Below are 16,313 nucleotides of genomic sequence, written 5' to 3' on the forward strand. Positions count from 1 at the left end.
TAGCCGGGGGTTTTTTATCTTTGATGGTGAGCCATGGAATCGATAATCCAACAAATCAATCAACTACGAGCCACACTGCGCCATCATGAATACCAGTATCATGTGCTGGATGCGCCGGAAGTGCCGGATGCGGAATATGACCGCCTGATGCGCGAACTGCGCGAACTGGAGAGCGAGCATCCTGAGTTGGTCACCGCCGATTCACCGACCCAGCGCGTGGGCGCCGCGCCGCTGGCGGCGTTCGACCAGGTGCGTCACGAAGTGCCGATGCTGTCGCTGGACAACGTGTTCGACGAAGAAAGCTTCCTGGCGTTTTACAAGCGCGTGCAGGATAGGCTCAAAAGCAGCGATCCGCTGACCTTCTGCTGCGAGCTGAAGCTGGACGGCCTGGCGGTCAGCCTGCTGTACGAAGACGGTGAGCTGGTGCGCGCGGCGACGCGCGGCGACGGCACCACCGGCGAGAACATCACCACCAACGTGCGCACCATTCGCGCCATCCCGCTGCGCCTGACCGGCGACAACATCCCGCGCCGCCTGGAAGTGCGCGGCGAGGTGTTCATGCCGCAGGCCGGTTTTGAACAGATGAACGAAGAAGCCCGCCGCAAAGACGGCAAGGTGTTCGCCAACCCGCGCAACGCCGCCGCCGGTTCGCTGCGCCAGCTCGATCCGCGCATTACTGCCAAACGCCCGCTGACCTTCTTCTGCTACGGCGTCGGCCTGCTGGAAGGCGGCGAGCTGCCGCGCAGCCACTTTGAGTGCCTGATGCAGTTCAAGGCCTGGGGCCTGCCGGTCAGCGATCGCGCCCAACGCCGCACCGGCAGCGAGGAAGTGCTGGCGTTTTATCGCCAGGTCGAGCAGGACCGCGCGCAGCTCGGTTTCGACATCGACGGCGTGGTGATCAAGATTGACGATATCGATCTGCAGGAAACGCTGGGCTTCGTGGCGCGTGCGCCGCGCTGGGCGACGGCGTTCAAATTCCCGGCGCAGGAGCAGATCACCGTGGTGCGCGAAGTGGAGTTTCAGGTTGGCCGCACCGGCGCGATTACGCCGGTGGCGCGCCTTGAGCCGGTGCTGGTGGCCGGGGTGACCGTCAGCAACGCCACCTTGCACAACGCCGATGAAATTGAGCGTCTGGGGCTGCGCATCGGCGATACGGTGATCGTGCGCCGCGCCGGCGACGTCATCCCGCAGGTGGTGGGGGTGCTGGAAGATCGTCGGCCACAGGATGCGCGCGAAGTGGTGTTCCCGCTGCACTGCCCGGTGTGCGGCTCCGACGTTGAGCGCGTGGAAGGCGAGGCGGTAGCGCGCTGCACCGGCGGTCTTATCTGCGGCGCGCAGCGCAAAGAGGCGTTGAAGCACTTCGTTTCCCGCCGCGCGCTGGACGTTGAAGGCATGGGCGACAAGATCATCGAGCAGCTGGTGGACAAAGAGTACGTGAAGAACCCGGCCGATCTGTTCCGTCTGTCCGCCGGCATTCTGACCGGCCTGGATCGCATGGGGCCGAAATCGGCGCAGAATCTGGTCAATGCGCTGGAGAAATCCAAACAGACCACCTTCGCTCGTTTCCTGTATGCGCTGGGCATTCGCGAGGTCGGCGAGGCGACCGCCGCCAACCTGGCGGCGCATTTCGGATCGCTCGAGAAGCTGTTCGCCGCCGATATCGAGGCGCTGAAAGAGGTGACGGACGTCGGCGAAGTGGTGGCCAAACACACCCGCAATTTCCTCGATGAAGCGCTCAATCAGCAGGTGATCGACGAGCTGGTGGGCGCCGAGATCGGCATCCACTGGCCGGCGCCGGTGGTGGTGGTCGCCGAAGAGATAGACAGCCCGTTCGCCGGCAAAACCGTGGTGCTGACCGGCTCGCTGAGCCAGCTGTCGCGCGACGAGGCCAAAGATCGCCTGACGGCGCTGGGCGCCAAGGTCAGCGGCAGCGTGTCGAAGAAAACCGATTTGGTGATCGCCGGCGAAGCGGCCGGCTCCAAGCTGGCGAAGGCGCAGGAGCTGGGTATTGCCGTGATCGACGAAGCGGAGATGATCCGCCTGCTGGGTGACTGATGGAAAAGGAAAACCTGCTGGAGATCGCCAATACCGTGATGCCGTTCGGCAAGTACCAGGGGCGGGTGCTGATCGACCTGCCCGAAGAGTACCTGCTGTGGTTCGCCCGCAAGGGCGAATTCCCCAAAGGCAAGCTCGGCATGCTGATGGAGATGACGCTGGCGATTAAAATCGAAGGGCTTGACCACCTGGTCAAGCCGCTGAAGAAAAGCTGAACTGACGGGCCTCGGCCCGTCTTTTTTTACCCGCGCGACGCCTGCGCGTTGGGCACCGCCTGTTGCGCCTGCTGCTTGCGCTGATATCTTTTCGCCAATACCGCACAGGTCATCAGCTGCACCTGATGGAACACCATCAGCGGCAGCACCATGATCCCCACCGTCGCCGCCGGGAACAGGATATTGGCCATCGGAATGCCGTTCGCCAGGCTCTTCTTCGAACCGCAGAATACGATGGTGATCTCGTCCGCTTTGCTGAACCCCAGCCAGCGCGCCATGTAAGTGTTCACCACCAGCACGATCGCCAGCAGCACGATGCTGCCACCGACGATAAACGCCAGCGAACCGATCCCCACCTGATGCCAGATACCGTGCGTCACCGCCTCGCTGAAGGCGGCGTACACCACCAGCAGAATTGAAGTCTGATCGGTTTTACCGATCAGCGGCCGATGGCGTTCGATCCAGCCGCCGATCAGCGGCCGCAGCAGGTGACCGGCGACGAACGGCACCAGCAGCTGCAGCACGATCGAACCCACCTGCCGCAGGCCGCCGGTATCGCCGTGCACGTTCATCAGCAGGCCAACCAACAGCGGCGATACGAAGATCCCCAGCAGGCTGGAGGCGGAGGCGCTGCACACCGCCGCCGCCACGTTGCCGCCCGCCAGCGAGGTGAAGGCGATGGCCGACTGCACGGTGGCGGGCAGGATGCACAGGTAGATGAAACCGGCGTACAGCTCGGGGCTGACGTCGATCGGCGCCCACCAGGCGAACAGCATCCCCAGCGCCGGAAAAATGATGAAGGTGCTGAACATCACCCACAGATGCAGCCGCCAGTTATTGCTGCCGGCCAGGATGGCCTCGCGCGACAGCTTGGCGCCGTGCATGAAGAACAGCAGGGCGATGGCGGCGATGGTCAGGGCGTTGAGCCAGCCGACGAACTCGCCGCGCGCCGGCAGGAAAGAAGCCAGCAGCACGGTGGCGATCAGCGTCAGGGTAAAACGATCGGGCAGGAATCTCATGGCGATGCGCTCGGGTAGAAAATCGATGGGGCTATTCTCCCGCGTGGGCATATAATAATTAAATTGATTTATTTAATTCATCTATGAATAAAACACATGAATTACTCACTCAAACAGCTGCGGGTGTTTGTCGCTGTCGCCCGCCACGGCAGCTTCAGCCGCGCCGGCGAGGCGATTGGCCTGACGCAGTCGGCGGTCAGCCACAGCGTGAAAGAGCTGGAGGCGGAGGTCGGCGTGCGCCTGCTGGATCGCACCACGCGTGAAGTGGTGTTGACCGACGCCGGCCTGCGGCTGGCCAACCGGGTCGAACGGCTGCTGGACGAACTGCAGGCCGCGTTGCTGGATGCGCGCAGCTTTGGCGTACAGCGCAGCGGCACGGTGCGGGTGGCGACCAGCCAGACCATTTCCGCCCATCTGATGCCGCAGTGCATCGCCGCCGGCGAACGCGAATACCCGGAGATCCGCATCATGCTGCGCGATCAGGCGCAGCAGCAGGTGCTGCACAGCGTGCGCAACGCCGAGGTGGATTTTGGCATCGTGGTCGATCCGGTGCAGGCGGTGGATTTGGAGTGCGAAGCGGTGCTGCATGAACCGTTCCTGCTGCTGTGCCGCGACGATCACCAGTTTGCTGCGCGTCAAGAGGTGCGTTGGTCGGCGTTAAACGGCTGCCGCCTGGTGTTGCAGGATTACGCGTCGGGCAGCCGGCCGTTGATCGACAGCGCGCTGAGGCAGCAGGGCGTCGAGGCGCAGGTGGTGCAGGAAATCGGTCATCCGGCTACGCTGTTCCCGATGGTGGCGGAAGGGATTGGCATCAGTATCTTCCCGGCGTTGGCGCTGCCGCTGCCGGAAGGGGGGCGGCTCCGGGTACGGCGGCTGGTGCCGGAGATCAATCGCGCGTTGATGCTGGTGCGGCGCAAGAACCGCTCGCTGACGCCGGCGGCGGAGGCCATCTGGCAGGTGGCGCGTCAGCAGGCGGCGCTGCTGCACCAGCGCCGGCAGGAAAACGCCGAATATTGATTCAGATATAGACGTCCACCGCGTTGAGCGGCGTCGGGCGGTTTACGCCGTCGCCGGATTGCGCCGCGGCTTTTTCCATTTGCTCCTGTTGCTGCTTTTCCATTTCTTCTTTCTGGATGCGCGCGATCTCGGCCTGCAACATCTTGATCTGTGCTTCAATCAGCTGCTTTTGCTTCTCGATCTCTTTGGGATCGGCGCTGGAGTCCTTCAGCTCCACCAGCTTTTGCTGCAGAGCCTGAATCTGCCGGTTCAGCGCCTTGATGCGTGCCGAGGCGCGGCTTTCGTTGAGATTTTCCGGTTCGTCATTGCCGCTGGCGCCTTCGCTTTTCTTCGCCTTGCCGCCTTCCGGCTGGTTGTTGACCGGTTTGGCCATCAGCAATTCGCCCTGATGGCCCGGCGCGCTGAAGACGTGGCTGACGCCGGGAACGGTATTTTTGATCGGTACGATCATGGTGATGGTGGTCGACATGGGTGCTCTCCCTGAGTCTGGCTATCGCTGTTCAGAGTATCGGCAGCGGCGATTAAATCTTTACCTGCCGCAGGTGCGGCCAGCGCTGCAGCCAGCCTTTGTCGAGCACGCGCTGGGCATAGGCCGCGCGATCGCCGTTTTTCACGTTGAAGGTGATGGTGTCCTCGAACAGCGCCGCGAGCCCGAAGGGGGCCACCAGCGTGATGCTGTCGTCGGCGTTCAGGCGCGCGCCGATCGCCGTTTCCACTTCGGTCCAAAAGCTGATGGCCTCTTCGCTGTCGCGGTAAGGCGCCCGGCCGCCGCGCAGGTGCATGCGCGCCTGATTCTTGACCGACCACGGCTGCGGCAGCCATTGGTGCAGCCGCGCCTCCAGCATGCGATCGCGCTCGGCGTCCGCACGCTCCGCATCGAAGTGGATCACGTCGATATCGTTGAGCGGCGTGGCGTCCAGGTAGCCGTGGCGCCGATCCCACACCAGATTGCGTACGAAGCCGGCGCCCAGGCACCAGTCATTCAGGCCGAGCCGGCGCGCGGTGCGCAGGGCGGCCATGCGAGCGTCATCTTGTTGCAGCCAGTCGATAATTTGCCGTTGCGGATCCATCACCCCTCCTTTTTTCGCGGCTACTGTAACCCGAAGCGGCGGCGGGTGAAATGGGGGAAAGCGCGACGGCGGCGATCGCGTGCAAAATAATTTTCTTTTCCCACTGACTACACTTGGTGCAGGGCTGTTATCTCGTCACTCGGGGCAAGGGAGGGGGCTATGTATCAGGCAACGGTGGGCCAACGCGGCTATCGCTTTGGCGATCTGCGTCAGCTGATGGCGAAGGCTTCGCCGGCGCGTTCCGGCGATTATCTGGCGGAGGTGGCGGCGCAAAGCGCCGGAGAGCGTATGGCGGCGCGCATTGCGCTGGCGGACTTGCCGCTCAAGGCGTTCCTGCAGCAGGCGCTGGTGCCGTACGAAGAGGACGAGGTGACGCGCCTGATTATCGACGGCCACGATGCCGCCGCCTTTGAGCCCATCTCGCACCTCACGGTCGGTGATTTTCGCGATTGGTTGCTGAGCGAGCAGGCGGACAGCGCCATGATGGCGCAGGTGGCGGCCGGCATCACGCCGGAGATGGCGGCGGCGGTGAGCAAGCTCATGCGCAATCAGGATCTGATCCTGGTGGCGAAGAAGTGCCGGGTGGTGACGCGCTTTCGCAATACGATCGGCCTGCCGGGCCACCTCAGCGTGCGGCTGCAGCCCAATCACCCGACCGACAGCCTGCAGGGCATCGCCGCCAGCATGCTGGACGGCCTGTTGTACGGCAGCGGCGATGCGGTGGTCGGCATCAATCCGGCCAGCGACAGCCTGCCGCTGCTGGAAAAGCTCAACTACATGCTGGACGACGTGATCCAGCGCTTCGCCATTCCCACCCAATCCTGCGTGCTGACCCACGTGACCAACACGCTGCGGCTGATAGAGCGCGGCGCGCCGGTGGATCTGGTGTTTCAGTCGATCGCCGGTACCGAAGCGGCCAATCGCAGCTTCGGCATCAGTTTGGCGCTGCTGGCGGAAGCGCAGCAGGCGGCGCTGAGCCTCAGGCGCGGCACACTGGGCGACAACGTGATGTATTTCGAAACCGGGCAGGGCAGCTGCCTGTCGGCCAACGCCCATCACGGCGTCGATCAGCAAACTTGCGAGGCGCGCGCCTATGCGGTGGCGCGCCATTTCTCGCCGCTGCTGATCAACACCGTGGTAGGGTTTATCGGCCCCGAATACCTGTATGACGGCAAGCAAATTATCCGCGCCGGGCTGGAGGACCACTTCTGCGGCAAGCTGCTCGGCCTGCCGCTGGGCTGCGACGTCTGCTACACCAACCATGCCGAAGCCGATCAGGACGACATGGACACGCTGCTGACGCTGTTGGCCGCCGCCGGGTTAACGTTCCTGATCGGCGTGCCGGGCGCGGACGACATCATGCTCAACTACCAAAGCACATCGTTCCATGACGCGCTCTATATCCGCGAACTGCTGGGGCTGAAGCACGCGCCGGAGTTCGCCGCCTGGCTGGCGGCGATGAACATTACCGACGAACGCGGACGGCTGTGCGACGCCGCCGCCAATCATCCGCTGTTGCTGGCGCTGCAGGGAGAACGCACATGAGCAAACCGGTTCACGCCAACAGCTGGGACGCGCTGCGCGCCTTTACCGATGCGCGCATCGCGCTGGGGCGCACCGGCGCCAGCCTGCCGACCGATGAGCTGCTGCGCTTCGGGCTGGCCCATGCCCAGGCGCGCGACGCGGTGCATCAGCCTTTCGACAGCGAACGGCTGGCGGCGGATCTGCACGATGCCGGTTGGCCCACGCTGGCGGTGCACAGCCAGGCCGCCGATCGCGCCGCCTATCTGCGCCGACCGGATCTGGGGCGGCGGTTGGCGCCGGACAGCCGCAGCCTGCTGCTCGGCGGGCCGCTGCGCCGCGTCGATCTGCTGCTGGCGGTGGCGGACGGCCTCTCCTCCAAGGCGGTGCACCGTCAGGCGCTGCCGCTGCTGCAGGCGCTGCGCCCCTATCTCGATTCGCTGGGGCTGACCGTTGCGCCGGTGGTGCTGGCGCATCAGGCGCGGGTGGCGCTGGGGGATGAGATCGGCGAATGCCTGCAGGCCCGGGCGGTGGCGGTTTTGATCGGCGAACGGCCGGGGCTGTCGTCGCCGGACAGCCTGGGCGTCTATTTGACCTGGGGGCCGAACGCGCGCAGAACGGACGCCGAGCGCAACTGTATCTCCAACGTGCGGCCCGAGGGGCTGGATTATCCGCAGGCGGCGTTCCGCCTGGCCTGGCTGCTGGAGCAGGCGTTCCTGCGGCGGCTGAGCGGCATCGAGCTGAAGGACGAGAGCGACAACCCGGCTTCGCACGGCCGGTTGACGCCGCTTTACCCCCAGCTGGGCGGTTGACCGATGGTTTGCTGCAGCAGGGCGGTGAAGGCCGCCAGCCGGGCGGACACCTTCGCCATCGGGCGCAGCAGATAGATACCTTGCTGCTCATGGCGCGGATCTTCCAGCATTTGCACCAGTTGCCCGTGCTGCACGTCCGGCCCCACCACCCAGTTGGGCAGGAAGGCGATGCCGAGCCCGAGCAGCGCGGCCTGGCGTTGCGCGGTGAAGTCGTCGCAACGCAGCGCCATGGTGCAGCGGCTCATCAGCGCCGCGTCGAGGATCTGCGCCCAGCAGGCCGGCTGCTGCTTGTGGTAGCGGGCGATCAGCCGATGCTGCGGCAGCGCCTCCAGATCGGCCGGCAGGCCATAGCGGGCGACGTAGGCGGGGCTGGCGCACATCACCCAGCGTTGGGTGGCGATGCGGCTGGCATACAGCGCGCTGTCCTTCTGTTCGCCGATGCGGATGGCGGCGTCGAGCCGTTCCTGCGTCGGATCGGTCAGACGTTCGGTCAGATCGAGGTCGACCGACAGCTGCGGGTAGCGTTCCGCCAGCGTCGGCAGCAGCGGCAGCACATAGGTTTTGCCGAAGGTCGGCAGGCAGCTGATGCGCAGCGTGCCCTGCGGCGTTTCGTTCAGCGCGCTCAGCTCGGCGCGAAGGCCGGTAATGTCCGTCATCAGCGCGGTGGCGCGCGTCAGCAGCAGCTCGCCGGCGTCGGTCAGCAGCAGGCCGCGGGTGGAGCGCACGAACAGCGCGGCGCCGAGCGCGCTTTCCAGGGCATCGATGTGGCGCACCAGCGAGGAGGGCACCATGCCCAGCCGGCGCGCGGCGGCGGAAAAGCTGCCCAGGCGGGCCACGTCGAGAAAAATTGGCAGATGTTCTACATAGCGGGCGTCATTCATTTTTGCATTATATGCAAAAGCGTTTCTTATGAATACCCGCTTCTCTGCCGACGGTGCGGCGGCTACTCTGGCTGCGGGTTGACGACGGGCTTCAACGCCGTCCCATCCCGGCCGTATAGAGAGAAAACGTATAAACCTCGCGGCGCTTAGCACTAAATAGCAGATGTTTTTCCCAGGCTGCGCGAGCCGCCTGCGGAGTTGATTGTCGCTCCAACACCAGATTAACCGTTCAATTTGATAACCGGTTCAGTCTCAATGATTAGTAAGCCTTTACTTTATCTCATTCTGATCTGATACCTGGTTATCGGCCGGCCAGCCGTGCCGGTTTTTTTGTCGCCTTAGGCTGAATCGTTCCAACTGATGAACGCGCCTTGGGGGACATCTTGGCTCACCGTCGGTGGGCCTTTTGAACGCGCGGAACCGCGATCCCGCGCTGGTGGAGGAGTCAGTCATGAACGAAAAACACGGGTGTTCCTGTGCGCGCCATTTGGCGCAGGGTTTTGCCAGGCAGTCGATCAACGCCGGGGAGGGCGAAATCTATCAAATCTCGCTGATGAGCGCGCTCATCGACGGGGTTTACGAGGGGGAGACCACCATTGCCGAGCTGCTCAAGCACGGCGATTTCGGCCTTGGCACCTTCAATCACCTGGACGGCGAACTGATCGCCTTCGATCAGGAAATACACCAGCTGCGCGCCGACGGCAGCGCCCGGCCGGCCGGCCTGCAACAGAAAACCCCCTTCGCCGTCGTCACCTTTTTCCAGCCCAGCGTCAGCCAGCAATTCGACCGGCCAATCACCAAGGCGCAGCTGCACCAGTGCATCGACGAGCAGGTCGCCTCGCCGAACCTGTTTTGCGCGGTGCGGGTCGACGGCGAGTTCAGCCACGTGGAAACCCGTACCGTGCCGCGCCAGGAGCGGCCCTACCGCCCGATGCTGGAGGCGATAGAAGAGCAGCCGACCTTCTCGTTCCATCAGCGGCGCGGCACGCTGGTCGGCTTCCGTTCGCCGGATTACATGCAGGGCATCGGCGTGGCCGGCTATCACGAACACTTCGTTACCGACGACCGCAGCGGCGGCGGCCACGTGCTGGACTACCAGCTCGATCATGGCCGTCTGCAGTTCGGCGTCATCACGCGTCTCAATCTTCAGTTACCGCATGATGCGGATTTCTTGCGCGCCAACCTCTGCCCAGAGGATTTGGATCGCGCGATTCGTTCCGCCGAGGGCTAACCCCGGCGATCGTTTTCTTAGGAGGTGGAACCATGGCACAGGAAAAAACAGGCAATGACTGGCAATGCGGCGCCGATTTGGTGGTGAAAAACCTGGAAGCGCAGGGCGTCAAACACGTTTTCGGCATTCCGGGCGCCAAGATCGACCGGGTGTTCGACTCGCTGGAGGACGCGCCATCGATTGAAACGGTGGTGGTACGGCATGAGGCCAATGCGGCCTTTATGGCGGCGGCGGTCGGCCGCTTGACCGGTAAGGCCGGGGTGGCGCTGGTCACCTCCGGGCCGGGCAGTTCCAACCTGATCACCGGGCTGGCCACCGCCACTTCGGAAGGGGACGCGGTGGTGGCCTTCGGCGGGGCGGTGAAGCGCGCCGACAGCCTGAAGCAGACGCACCAGAGCATGGATACCGTCAGCATGTTCCGGCCGGTGACCAAGTATTGCGCCGAAGTGCATGCCGGTTCGGCGATTTCCGAGGTGATCGCCAACGCCTTTCGCCGCGCCGAGTTCGGCCGGCCGGGGGCATCGTTCGTCAGCCTGCCGATGGATATCGTCAATGAACCGGTCAGCGCGCCGGTGCTGGCCGGCTGCCGCTTGCCGCGCATGGGGGCCGCCGCGGCGGACGACATTCAGGCGGCGGTGAAACTGATCCGCCAGGCCAAATGCCCGGTATTGCTGCTCGGCCTGCAGGCCAGCCGGCCGGAGAACAGCGAAGCGGTGCGCCATCTGCTGTATCGCACCCATATGCCGGTGGTCGGCACCTATCAGGCGGCGGGGGTGATCGACGTCAACCACTTCGCCCGTTTTGCCGGCCGCGTCGGCCTGTTCAACAACCAGCCGGCCGATCAGCTGTTGCAGAAGGCCGACCTGGTGGTGAGCGTCGGCTATGATCCGATCGAATACGATCCCTGCATGTGGAACAGCCACGGGCGGCTGAAACTGGTGCACATCGACGTGCTGCCGGCGGATATCGATACCTGCTATCGGCCGGACGTCGAGCTGGTGGGCAACATCAGCGCCACGCTGAACATGATGACCGAAACGTTCACTGAGGCGGTCTGCGTGCCGCCGGAGGTGGAGCTGATCCTCACCGATCTCGGCCGCCAGCGCACTGAACTGGCGGAGCGCGCCGCCCGCCGCGGCGGCATGCCGATCCATCCGCTGCGCATCGTCAAGGAGCTGCAGGACATCGTCAGCGACGATGTAACCCTGTGCGTGGACATGGGCAGTTTCCATATCTGGATCGCCCGCTACCTGTACAGCTTCCGCGCCCGCCAGCTGTTGATCTCCAACGGCCAGCAAACCATGGGGGTGGCGCTGCCGTGGGCCATCGGCGCGGCGCTGGTGCGCCCCGGCGATAAAGTGGTGTCTATCTCCGGCGACGGCGGGTTCATGCAGTCGAGTATGGAGCTGGAGACTGCGGTGCGGCTGAAAAACAACATCGTGCACGTCATCTGGGTCGATAACGCCTACAACATGGTGGAGATGCAGGAAGTGAACAAATACCAGCGCAAATCCGGCGTGGAGTTCGGGCCGATTGATTTCAAGGCCTACGCGGAATCCTGCGGCGCGGTCGGTTTCGCCGTGCAGTCGGTGGACGATCTGCGGCCGATGCTGCGCAAGGCGATGGCGATCCAGGGGCCGGTGGTGGTGGCCATTCCGGTCGACTACGCCGACAACTATAAGCTGATGGCGCAGATGAACTTCAGCCAGATGATTTAATTTCATCATCATCGGGCGGTTTCACCGGGGCAGGCCGCTTGCGCGCCTGCCCGTTTTTATGCGCGGAATTTGTCCTTTACTTCGCTAACTGCATGATTTATTGCTATCCGTTGGGCTGTTTTTTCACCACTGGGGATAGCGCAATGAAAAGAAAAGCAATAACGATCGGGCTGCTGGCGTTGGCGATTGCCGGCGGCGCGCGGGCCAATACGCTGGTCTACTGTTCCGAAGGCTCGCCGGAAGGCTTCAACCCGCAGCTGTTCACCTCCGGCACCACGGTGGACGCCAGTTCGGCGGCGATCTACAACCGGCTGGTGGACTTCAAACCCGGTACCGTCGAGCTGCAACCCAGCCTGGCGGAAAGCTGGGAAGTGGGCGAGGACGGCAAGCGCTATACCTTCCACCTGCGCAAGGGCGTGGCATTCCAGAGCAATAAATATTTCACGCCTACCCGCGATTTCAACGCCGATGACGTCATCTTCTCGTTTATGCGACAAAAGGACGCCAACAACCCGTATCACAAGGTCTCCAACGGCGCCTACACCAACTTCGAGTCGATGGAGTTCGGCACGCTGATCGACCGGATCGTCAAGGTGGACGATCACACCGTGCGCTTTGAGCTCTCCCGCGCCGAGGCGCCGTTCGTCGCCGATCTGGGCATGTACTTCGCCACTATTTTTTCGGCGGAATATGCCGACGCGATGCTGAAGGCCGGTACGCCGCAGCGGGTGGACAACGATCCGATAGGCACCGGGCCGTTCCAGCTGGTGCAGTACCAGAAGGACGCGAAAATCCTGTACAAGGCGTTCGACCGCTACTGGGAAGGCAAACCGAAGATCGATCGGCTGGTGTTTTCGATCACGCCGGATGCGACGGTGCGTTACGCCAAGCTGCAAAAGAACGAGTGCCAGGTGATGCCGTTCCCCAACCCGGCGGATCTGGCGCGCATGCGGCAGGACGGCAACCTTCAGGTGATGGAAAAATCCGGCTTGAATATCGGCTTCCTGGCGTTTAATACCCAGAAAAAACCGTTGGATAACGTCAAGGTACGCCAGGCGTTGGCGCTGGCGGTCAACAAGCCGGCGATCATCGAGGCGGTGTTCCACGGCGCCGGCCAGCCGGCCAAGAACCTGCTGCCGCCGACCCAGTGGGGCAGCAACGCGCAGCTTGAAGACTACCCGTATTCGCCGGAGCGGGCGAAGCAGCTGTTGCAGGAAGCCGGGCTGGGGCAGGGGTTTGACATCGATCTGTGGGCGATGCCGGTGCAGCGGCCCTATAACCCCAACGCCAAGCGCATGGCGGAGATGATCCAGGCCGACTGGGCCAAGATCGGCGTGCGCGCCAAAATCGTCACCTTCGAATGGGGCGAATATTTGCAGCGGATTAAAAACGGCGAGCACCAGACGGCGCTGATGGGCTGGACCACCGCCAACGGCGATCCGGACAACTTCTTCGGCCCGCTGTTCACCTGCGCTTCGCTCGGCGGCTCCAACTCGGCGAAATGGTGCTACAAACCGTTCGACCAGCTGATCCTGCAGGCGCGCGAGGAGAACGATCACGCCAAGCGGGTGGCGATGTACCAGCAGGCGCAGGTGATGATGCACGATCAGATGCCGGCGCTGATGATCGCGCACTCGACCATCTTCGAACCGGTGCGCAAGGAAGTGAAAGGCTACGAGATAGACCCGTTCGGCAAACACATCTTCAAGCAGGTGTCGCTGGAGAAGTAACGAAAAGGCCGGGGTAACCCGGCCTTTTTCATGCCTGCGGCGCGTCGCAGTGGTAGCGGCCGCGCGGGATCACCAGCGGGGTGTGGGACAGCGGATCGTCGATGATCATGCACGGCATGCCGAACACCCGTTCCACCAGCTCGGCGGTGATGATTTCCGCCGGGTTCCCCTCCGCCACGATCTTGCCGTCGCGCATGGCGATGATGTGATCGGCATAGCGGCAGGCGTGGTTGAGATCGTGCAGCACCGCGATGAGGGTTTGGCCGTGCTCGCGGTTGAGCTGACGGAACAGATCCAGCAGCTCGATTTGGTGCGCGATGTCCAGATAGGTGGTCGGTTCATCCAGCAGCAGCAGCGGCGTTTGCTGCGCCAACGCCATCGCCACCCAAACGCGCTGGCGCTGCCCGCCGGACAGCTCGTCGACGCTGCGGTCCGCCAACTGGCTGACGTTGGTGGCCGCCATGGCGGCTTCCACCGCCTGTTTGTCGGCCTGCGTCCACTGTTTCAGCAGGCTCTGGTGCGGATAGCGGCCGCGCGATACCAGGTCCGCCACGGTAATGCTGTCCGGTGCGATCGAAGTTTGCGGCAGCAGCCCAAGCTCGCGCGCCAGCGCCTTGGTGGCGAAGCTGCTGATGTTTTTGCCGTCCAGCATCACCTCGCCGGCGCTGGGTTTCAGCAGACGGCACAGGGCGCGCAGCAGCGTCGATTTGCCGCAGGCGTTCGGCCCGACGATCACCGTGAAGGCGCCGTCGGGGATCGCCACGCTCAGATCGTCAGCGATGATTTTATTGTCGTAGCCCAGCTTCAGGTGCGAGGCGTGCAGGCGGTGGCTCATGGCGTTATCACTTTTCATTATCTGCGGGCCTCACGAATGAGTAGCCAAATCAGGTACAGGCCGCCGATGCAGACGGTCACGACCCCGACCGGCAGTTGGATCGGCGCAAAAAGATGTTGGGACACCACGTCGGCGCCGAGCAGCAGCGTCGCGCCCATCAGCGCCGAGGACGTCAGGGTGACCGAGGATTGTCCGGCCAGGCGGCGGGCGATCTGCGGTGCCGCCAGCGCGATAAAGGAAATCGGCCCGGCGGTGGCGGTGACGGCGGCGGTGAGGGTGACGCCGAACAGCATCAGCCACAGCCGGCTGCCTTCGGCGTTCACGCCCAGTGCGCGCGCCGTGTCGTCGCCCATTTCCAGCAGCTGCAGCCGTTTGCCCATCAGCAGCGCGGCCGCGGCCGCCAGCACGATGAACGCCGTGGCGGGCTGGGCTTTCTGCCAGGTCATGCCGTTGAGCGAACCGGCCTGCCACATGGCGGCGTCCATGGCGCGCTCCAGCGAGGCGGTGATGATCAGCCAGGTGTTGGTGGAGACCAGCACCGCGCTGATGGCGATGCCGACGATGATCAGCCGGAAGCCGGCGATGCCTTGGCGCCAGGCCAGCAGATAGATGGCCAGCGCGGCGAGAATGCCGCCGGCCAGCGCACCGCCGGCGATGTAGTAATAGCCGCCGTTGAACAGGGTGATGGCGATCAGCGCGCCGGTGTAAGCCCCCATGTTAAAGCCAATCACGTCCGGGCTGCCGAGCGGGTTGCGGATAATCGACTGGAAGATGGCGCCGCTCATGCCGAGTGCGCCGCCTAACAACAGCGCCATGGCGATACGCGGCAAGCGCCATTGGGTGACCACGGTGACCAGATTTTTCGGCGCCTCGCCGCTGAGCGCGGCAAAGACCTGTTCCAGCGAAAGCTGCAGCGTGCCGTAGCACAGCGCGGCAACCGCCATCGTCAGGCACAACGCCAGCAGCGAAAGATTGACCAGCAGCAGGCGCAGCGGCATACGCCAGTTGATGACGCCGTCCGGGCGGCCGATATGCAACGTGTGGGGCAGACTCATCACAGACCCCCCAGCGTTTTCTTGCGGCGCACCAGCCAGATCAGCACCGGCGCGCCGATGAAGGCCGCCACGATGGAAACGCGCAGCTCACCGGCCGCCAGCAAACGGCCGACCACGTCGGCGCACAGCAGTAAAATCGGCGCCAGCAGCATGGAGTAGGGCAGGATCCAGCGCTGGTCGGGGCCGACCCACCAGCGGGCGATATGCGGCACCATCAGGCCGATGAAACTGATTGGGCCGACGGTAGCGGTCGCCGCACCGCACAGCAGCGTGATGGCGATCACCGCGACGACCTGAGTCAGCACCACGCGCGCGCCGAGCGCGATAGCCAGATCTTCCCCCATGCCGATGGTATTCAGCGGCCGGGCGATGAGCAGCGTCAGCAGGCAGCCGAGCAAAATGGCGGGGGCGGTAACCGGCAGCGTGGACAGCGTGCGGATATCCAGCGTGCCAGCCTGCCAGAAGCGCAGTTGGTCGAAGGTTTGTGGATCGATCAGCGACAGCCCGGTGGTGATGCCGAGCAACACCGCGCCGATCGCCACGCCGGCCAGCGTCAGCCGCACCGGGTTGATGCGCCCGCCCGCCAGCGTGCCGATCAGGTAGACCAGCAGGGTGGTGAGGGCGGCACCGACGAAGGCGTAGGCCATATAGCTTTCGGTGGTGGCCGCGCCGAAAAACATGATGCCGATGACCACGGCGAAGCTGGCGCCGGCGTTGATGCCGAGCACGCCGGGATCGGCCAACGGATTGCGCGTCAACGCCTGAATCAGCGCGCCGGCGGCGCCGAGCGCCATGCCGGCCAAGATGCCCGCCAGCGTGCGGGGTACCCGGGCGTTGAGAATGATGGTGCTGTCGGAACCGCTCGCGGCGCCCTGCAGGCTGAGCCAGACGGTATGGAAGGGGATGGCTTTGGAACCCAGCATCAGGCTGGCAATGATGCACAGCAGCAACAGCGCCAAGCCGATACCGAACCCGGCGATGCGTTTGAAGCCACTGGCGTAAGCTGCGTGCGGTGCGGACGAAAGCGTCCGCTCAGTCGGAGTGGGTACGTTCACACCGGTAACTCCTGTATGATTTTTATTCTCATTGTTATTTGCGTTCATGCGGGCGCTAATAGTAGCACGAGTTTACGCCCGCATGCACCCGCCGGTTGG

General features: G+C 63.9%; 15 protein-coding genes. 8 read left to right on the plus strand and 7 right to left on the minus strand.

The window, feature by feature from the left end; genetic code table 11:
- The first annotated feature begins 33 nt into the window (after positions 1 to 33).
- The gene (gene ligA / locus WCL58_RS07260; protein WP_180547552.1) at positions 34 to 2,055 is read left to right on the plus strand and encodes an NAD-dependent DNA ligase LigA; all 2,022 of its coding nucleotides are present in this window, start codon (positions 34 to 36) and stop codon (positions 2,053 to 2,055) included.
- Positions 2,055 to 2,270, plus strand: coding sequence for a DUF3820 family protein (locus tag WCL58_RS07265; protein WP_004936441.1), 216 nt, complete (start codon positions 2,055 to 2,057; stop codon positions 2,268 to 2,270). The genes ligA and WCL58_RS07265 overlap by 1 nt, the downstream gene beginning before the upstream one ends.
- A 26-nt stretch (positions 2,271 to 2,296) precedes the next feature.
- Here WCL58_RS07265 and WCL58_RS07270 read toward each other — a convergent pair whose 3' ends face one another.
- Positions 2,297 to 3,289 (minus strand): bile acid:sodium symporter family protein, encoded by a 993-nt coding sequence (locus WCL58_RS07270; RefSeq protein ID WP_180547551.1) that lies wholly within the window; start codon positions 3,287 to 3,289, stop codon positions 2,297 to 2,299.
- A gap of 96 nt (positions 3,290 to 3,385) precedes the next feature.
- On the opposite strand from WCL58_RS07270, the gene WCL58_RS07275 reads away from it, so the two are divergent.
- Positions 3,386 to 4,306, plus strand: coding sequence for a LysR family transcriptional regulator (locus WCL58_RS07275; protein WP_336850794.1), 921 nt, complete (start codon positions 3,386 to 3,388; stop codon positions 4,304 to 4,306).
- A gap of 1 nt (position 4,307) precedes the next feature.
- On the opposite strand, the gene WCL58_RS07280 is transcribed toward WCL58_RS07275, so the two are convergent.
- Entirely contained in the window at positions 4,308 to 4,775 is a 468-nt protein-coding gene (locus WCL58_RS07280) for a FlxA-like family protein (RefSeq protein ID WP_060419851.1), read from the minus strand.
- Positions 4,776 to 4,827: 52 nt separating this feature from the next.
- Positions 4,828 to 5,376, minus strand: coding sequence for a nucleotidyltransferase family protein (locus WCL58_RS07285; protein WP_336850795.1), 549 nt, complete (start codon positions 5,374 to 5,376; stop codon positions 4,828 to 4,830).
- A 159-nt stretch (positions 5,377 to 5,535) separates the two neighbouring features.
- Between WCL58_RS07285 and WCL58_RS07290 the strand changes: the two genes are divergently transcribed.
- Positions 5,536 to 6,921 carry an ethanolamine ammonia-lyase subunit EutB gene (locus WCL58_RS07290; RefSeq protein WP_336850796.1) on the plus strand — a complete coding sequence of 462 codons (1,386 nt, stop codon included), beginning with the start codon at positions 5,536 to 5,538 and terminating at the stop codon, positions 6,919 to 6,921.
- Entirely contained in the window at positions 6,918 to 7,709 is a 792-nt protein-coding gene (gene eutC / locus WCL58_RS07295; RefSeq protein WP_336850797.1) for an ethanolamine ammonia-lyase subunit EutC, read from the plus strand. Before WCL58_RS07290 ends, eutC begins: the two co-directional genes overlap by 4 nt.
- Here the strand turns inward: eutC and WCL58_RS07300 are convergent.
- Entirely contained in the window at positions 7,688 to 8,590 is a 903-nt protein-coding gene (locus WCL58_RS07300) for a LysR family transcriptional regulator (protein ID WP_060439281.1), read from the minus strand. The genes eutC and WCL58_RS07300 overlap by 22 nt on opposite strands.
- A gap of 451 nt (positions 8,591 to 9,041) precedes the next feature.
- On the opposite strand from WCL58_RS07300, the gene budA reads away from it, so the two are divergent.
- From budA to WCL58_RS07315, 3 genes are all read left to right on the plus strand, one after another.
- The gene (gene budA / locus WCL58_RS07305; RefSeq protein ID WP_033643951.1) at positions 9,042 to 9,821 is read left to right on the plus strand and encodes an acetolactate decarboxylase; all 780 of its coding nucleotides are present in this window, start codon (positions 9,042 to 9,044) and stop codon (positions 9,819 to 9,821) included.
- Positions 9,822 to 9,853: 32 nt separating this feature from the next.
- Positions 9,854 to 11,539, plus strand: a complete 1,686-nt coding sequence (gene alsS / locus WCL58_RS07310; RefSeq protein WP_033635442.1) for an acetolactate synthase AlsS — start codon at positions 9,854 to 9,856, stop codon at positions 11,537 to 11,539.
- 143 nt (positions 11,540 to 11,682) lie between these two features.
- Positions 11,683 to 13,269, plus strand: coding sequence for an ABC transporter substrate-binding protein (locus tag WCL58_RS07315; RefSeq protein WP_336850798.1), 1,587 nt, complete (start codon positions 11,683 to 11,685; stop codon positions 13,267 to 13,269).
- A gap of 28 nt (positions 13,270 to 13,297) precedes the next feature.
- Here WCL58_RS07315 and WCL58_RS07320 read toward each other — a convergent pair whose 3' ends face one another.
- From WCL58_RS07320 to fepD, 3 genes are read right to left on the minus strand one after another with little or no spacing between them, the layout of a single operon-like run.
- Positions 13,298 to 14,104 carry an ABC transporter ATP-binding protein gene (locus WCL58_RS07320; RefSeq protein WP_049272132.1) on the minus strand — a complete coding sequence of 269 codons (807 nt, stop codon included), beginning with the start codon at positions 14,102 to 14,104 and terminating at the stop codon, positions 13,298 to 13,300.
- A 17-nt stretch (positions 14,105 to 14,121) separates the two neighbouring features.
- Positions 14,122 to 15,159 (minus strand): iron-enterobactin ABC transporter permease, encoded by a 1,038-nt coding sequence (fepG, locus tag WCL58_RS07325; RefSeq protein WP_070915235.1) that lies wholly within the window; start codon positions 15,157 to 15,159, stop codon positions 14,122 to 14,124.
- Positions 15,159 to 16,214, minus strand: coding sequence for a Fe(3+)-siderophore ABC transporter permease (gene fepD, locus WCL58_RS07330; protein ID WP_060419872.1), 1,056 nt, complete (start codon positions 16,212 to 16,214; stop codon positions 15,159 to 15,161). The genes fepG and fepD overlap by 1 nt, the downstream gene beginning before the upstream one ends.
- Between the last annotated feature and the right edge of the window lie 99 nt (positions 16,215 to 16,313).

The sequence above is a fragment of the Serratia sp. TMDUHS_CL genome, from assembly GCF_037137105.1.
GTDB classification, from domain to species: domain Bacteria; phylum Pseudomonadota; class Gammaproteobacteria; order Enterobacterales; family Enterobacteriaceae; genus Serratia; species Serratia nevei.

Excerpts from the sequence above, each read along its gene's own strand:
- ligA (WP_180547552.1), top strand. The coding sequence starts at position 34 with ATGGAATCGATAATCCAACAAATCAATCAACTACGAGCCACACTGCGC.
- WCL58_RS07265 (WP_004936441.1), top strand. The coding sequence starts at position 2,055 with ATGGAAAAGGAAAACCTGCTGGAGATCGCCAATACCGTGATGCCGTTC.
- WCL58_RS07270 (WP_180547551.1), bottom strand. The coding sequence starts at position 3,289 with ATGAGATTCCTGCCCGATCGTTTTACCCTGACGCTGATCGCCACCGTG.
- WCL58_RS07275 (WP_336850794.1), top strand. The coding sequence starts at position 3,386 with ATGAATTACTCACTCAAACAGCTGCGGGTGTTTGTCGCTGTCGCCCGC.
- WCL58_RS07280 (WP_060419851.1), bottom strand. The coding sequence starts at position 4,775 with ATGTCGACCACCATCACCATGATCGTACCGATCAAAAATACCGTTCCC.
- WCL58_RS07285 (WP_336850795.1), bottom strand. The coding sequence starts at position 5,376 with ATGGATCCGCAACGGCAAATTATCGACTGGCTGCAACAAGATGACGCT.
- WCL58_RS07290 (WP_336850796.1), top strand. The coding sequence starts at position 5,536 with ATGTATCAGGCAACGGTGGGCCAACGCGGCTATCGCTTTGGCGATCTG.
- eutC (WP_336850797.1), top strand. The coding sequence starts at position 6,918 with ATGAGCAAACCGGTTCACGCCAACAGCTGGGACGCGCTGCGCGCCTTT.
- WCL58_RS07300 (WP_060439281.1), bottom strand. The coding sequence starts at position 8,590 with ATGAATGACGCCCGCTATGTAGAACATCTGCCAATTTTTCTCGACGTG.
- budA (WP_033643951.1), top strand. The coding sequence starts at position 9,042 with ATGAACGAAAAACACGGGTGTTCCTGTGCGCGCCATTTGGCGCAGGGT.
- alsS (WP_033635442.1), top strand. The coding sequence starts at position 9,854 with ATGGCACAGGAAAAAACAGGCAATGACTGGCAATGCGGCGCCGATTTG.
- WCL58_RS07315 (WP_336850798.1), top strand. The coding sequence starts at position 11,683 with ATGAAAAGAAAAGCAATAACGATCGGGCTGCTGGCGTTGGCGATTGCC.
- WCL58_RS07320 (WP_049272132.1), bottom strand. The coding sequence starts at position 14,104 with ATGAGCCACCGCCTGCACGCCTCGCACCTGAAGCTGGGCTACGACAAT.
- fepG (WP_070915235.1), bottom strand. The coding sequence starts at position 15,159 with ATGAGTCTGCCCCACACGTTGCATATCGGCCGCCCGGACGGCGTCATC.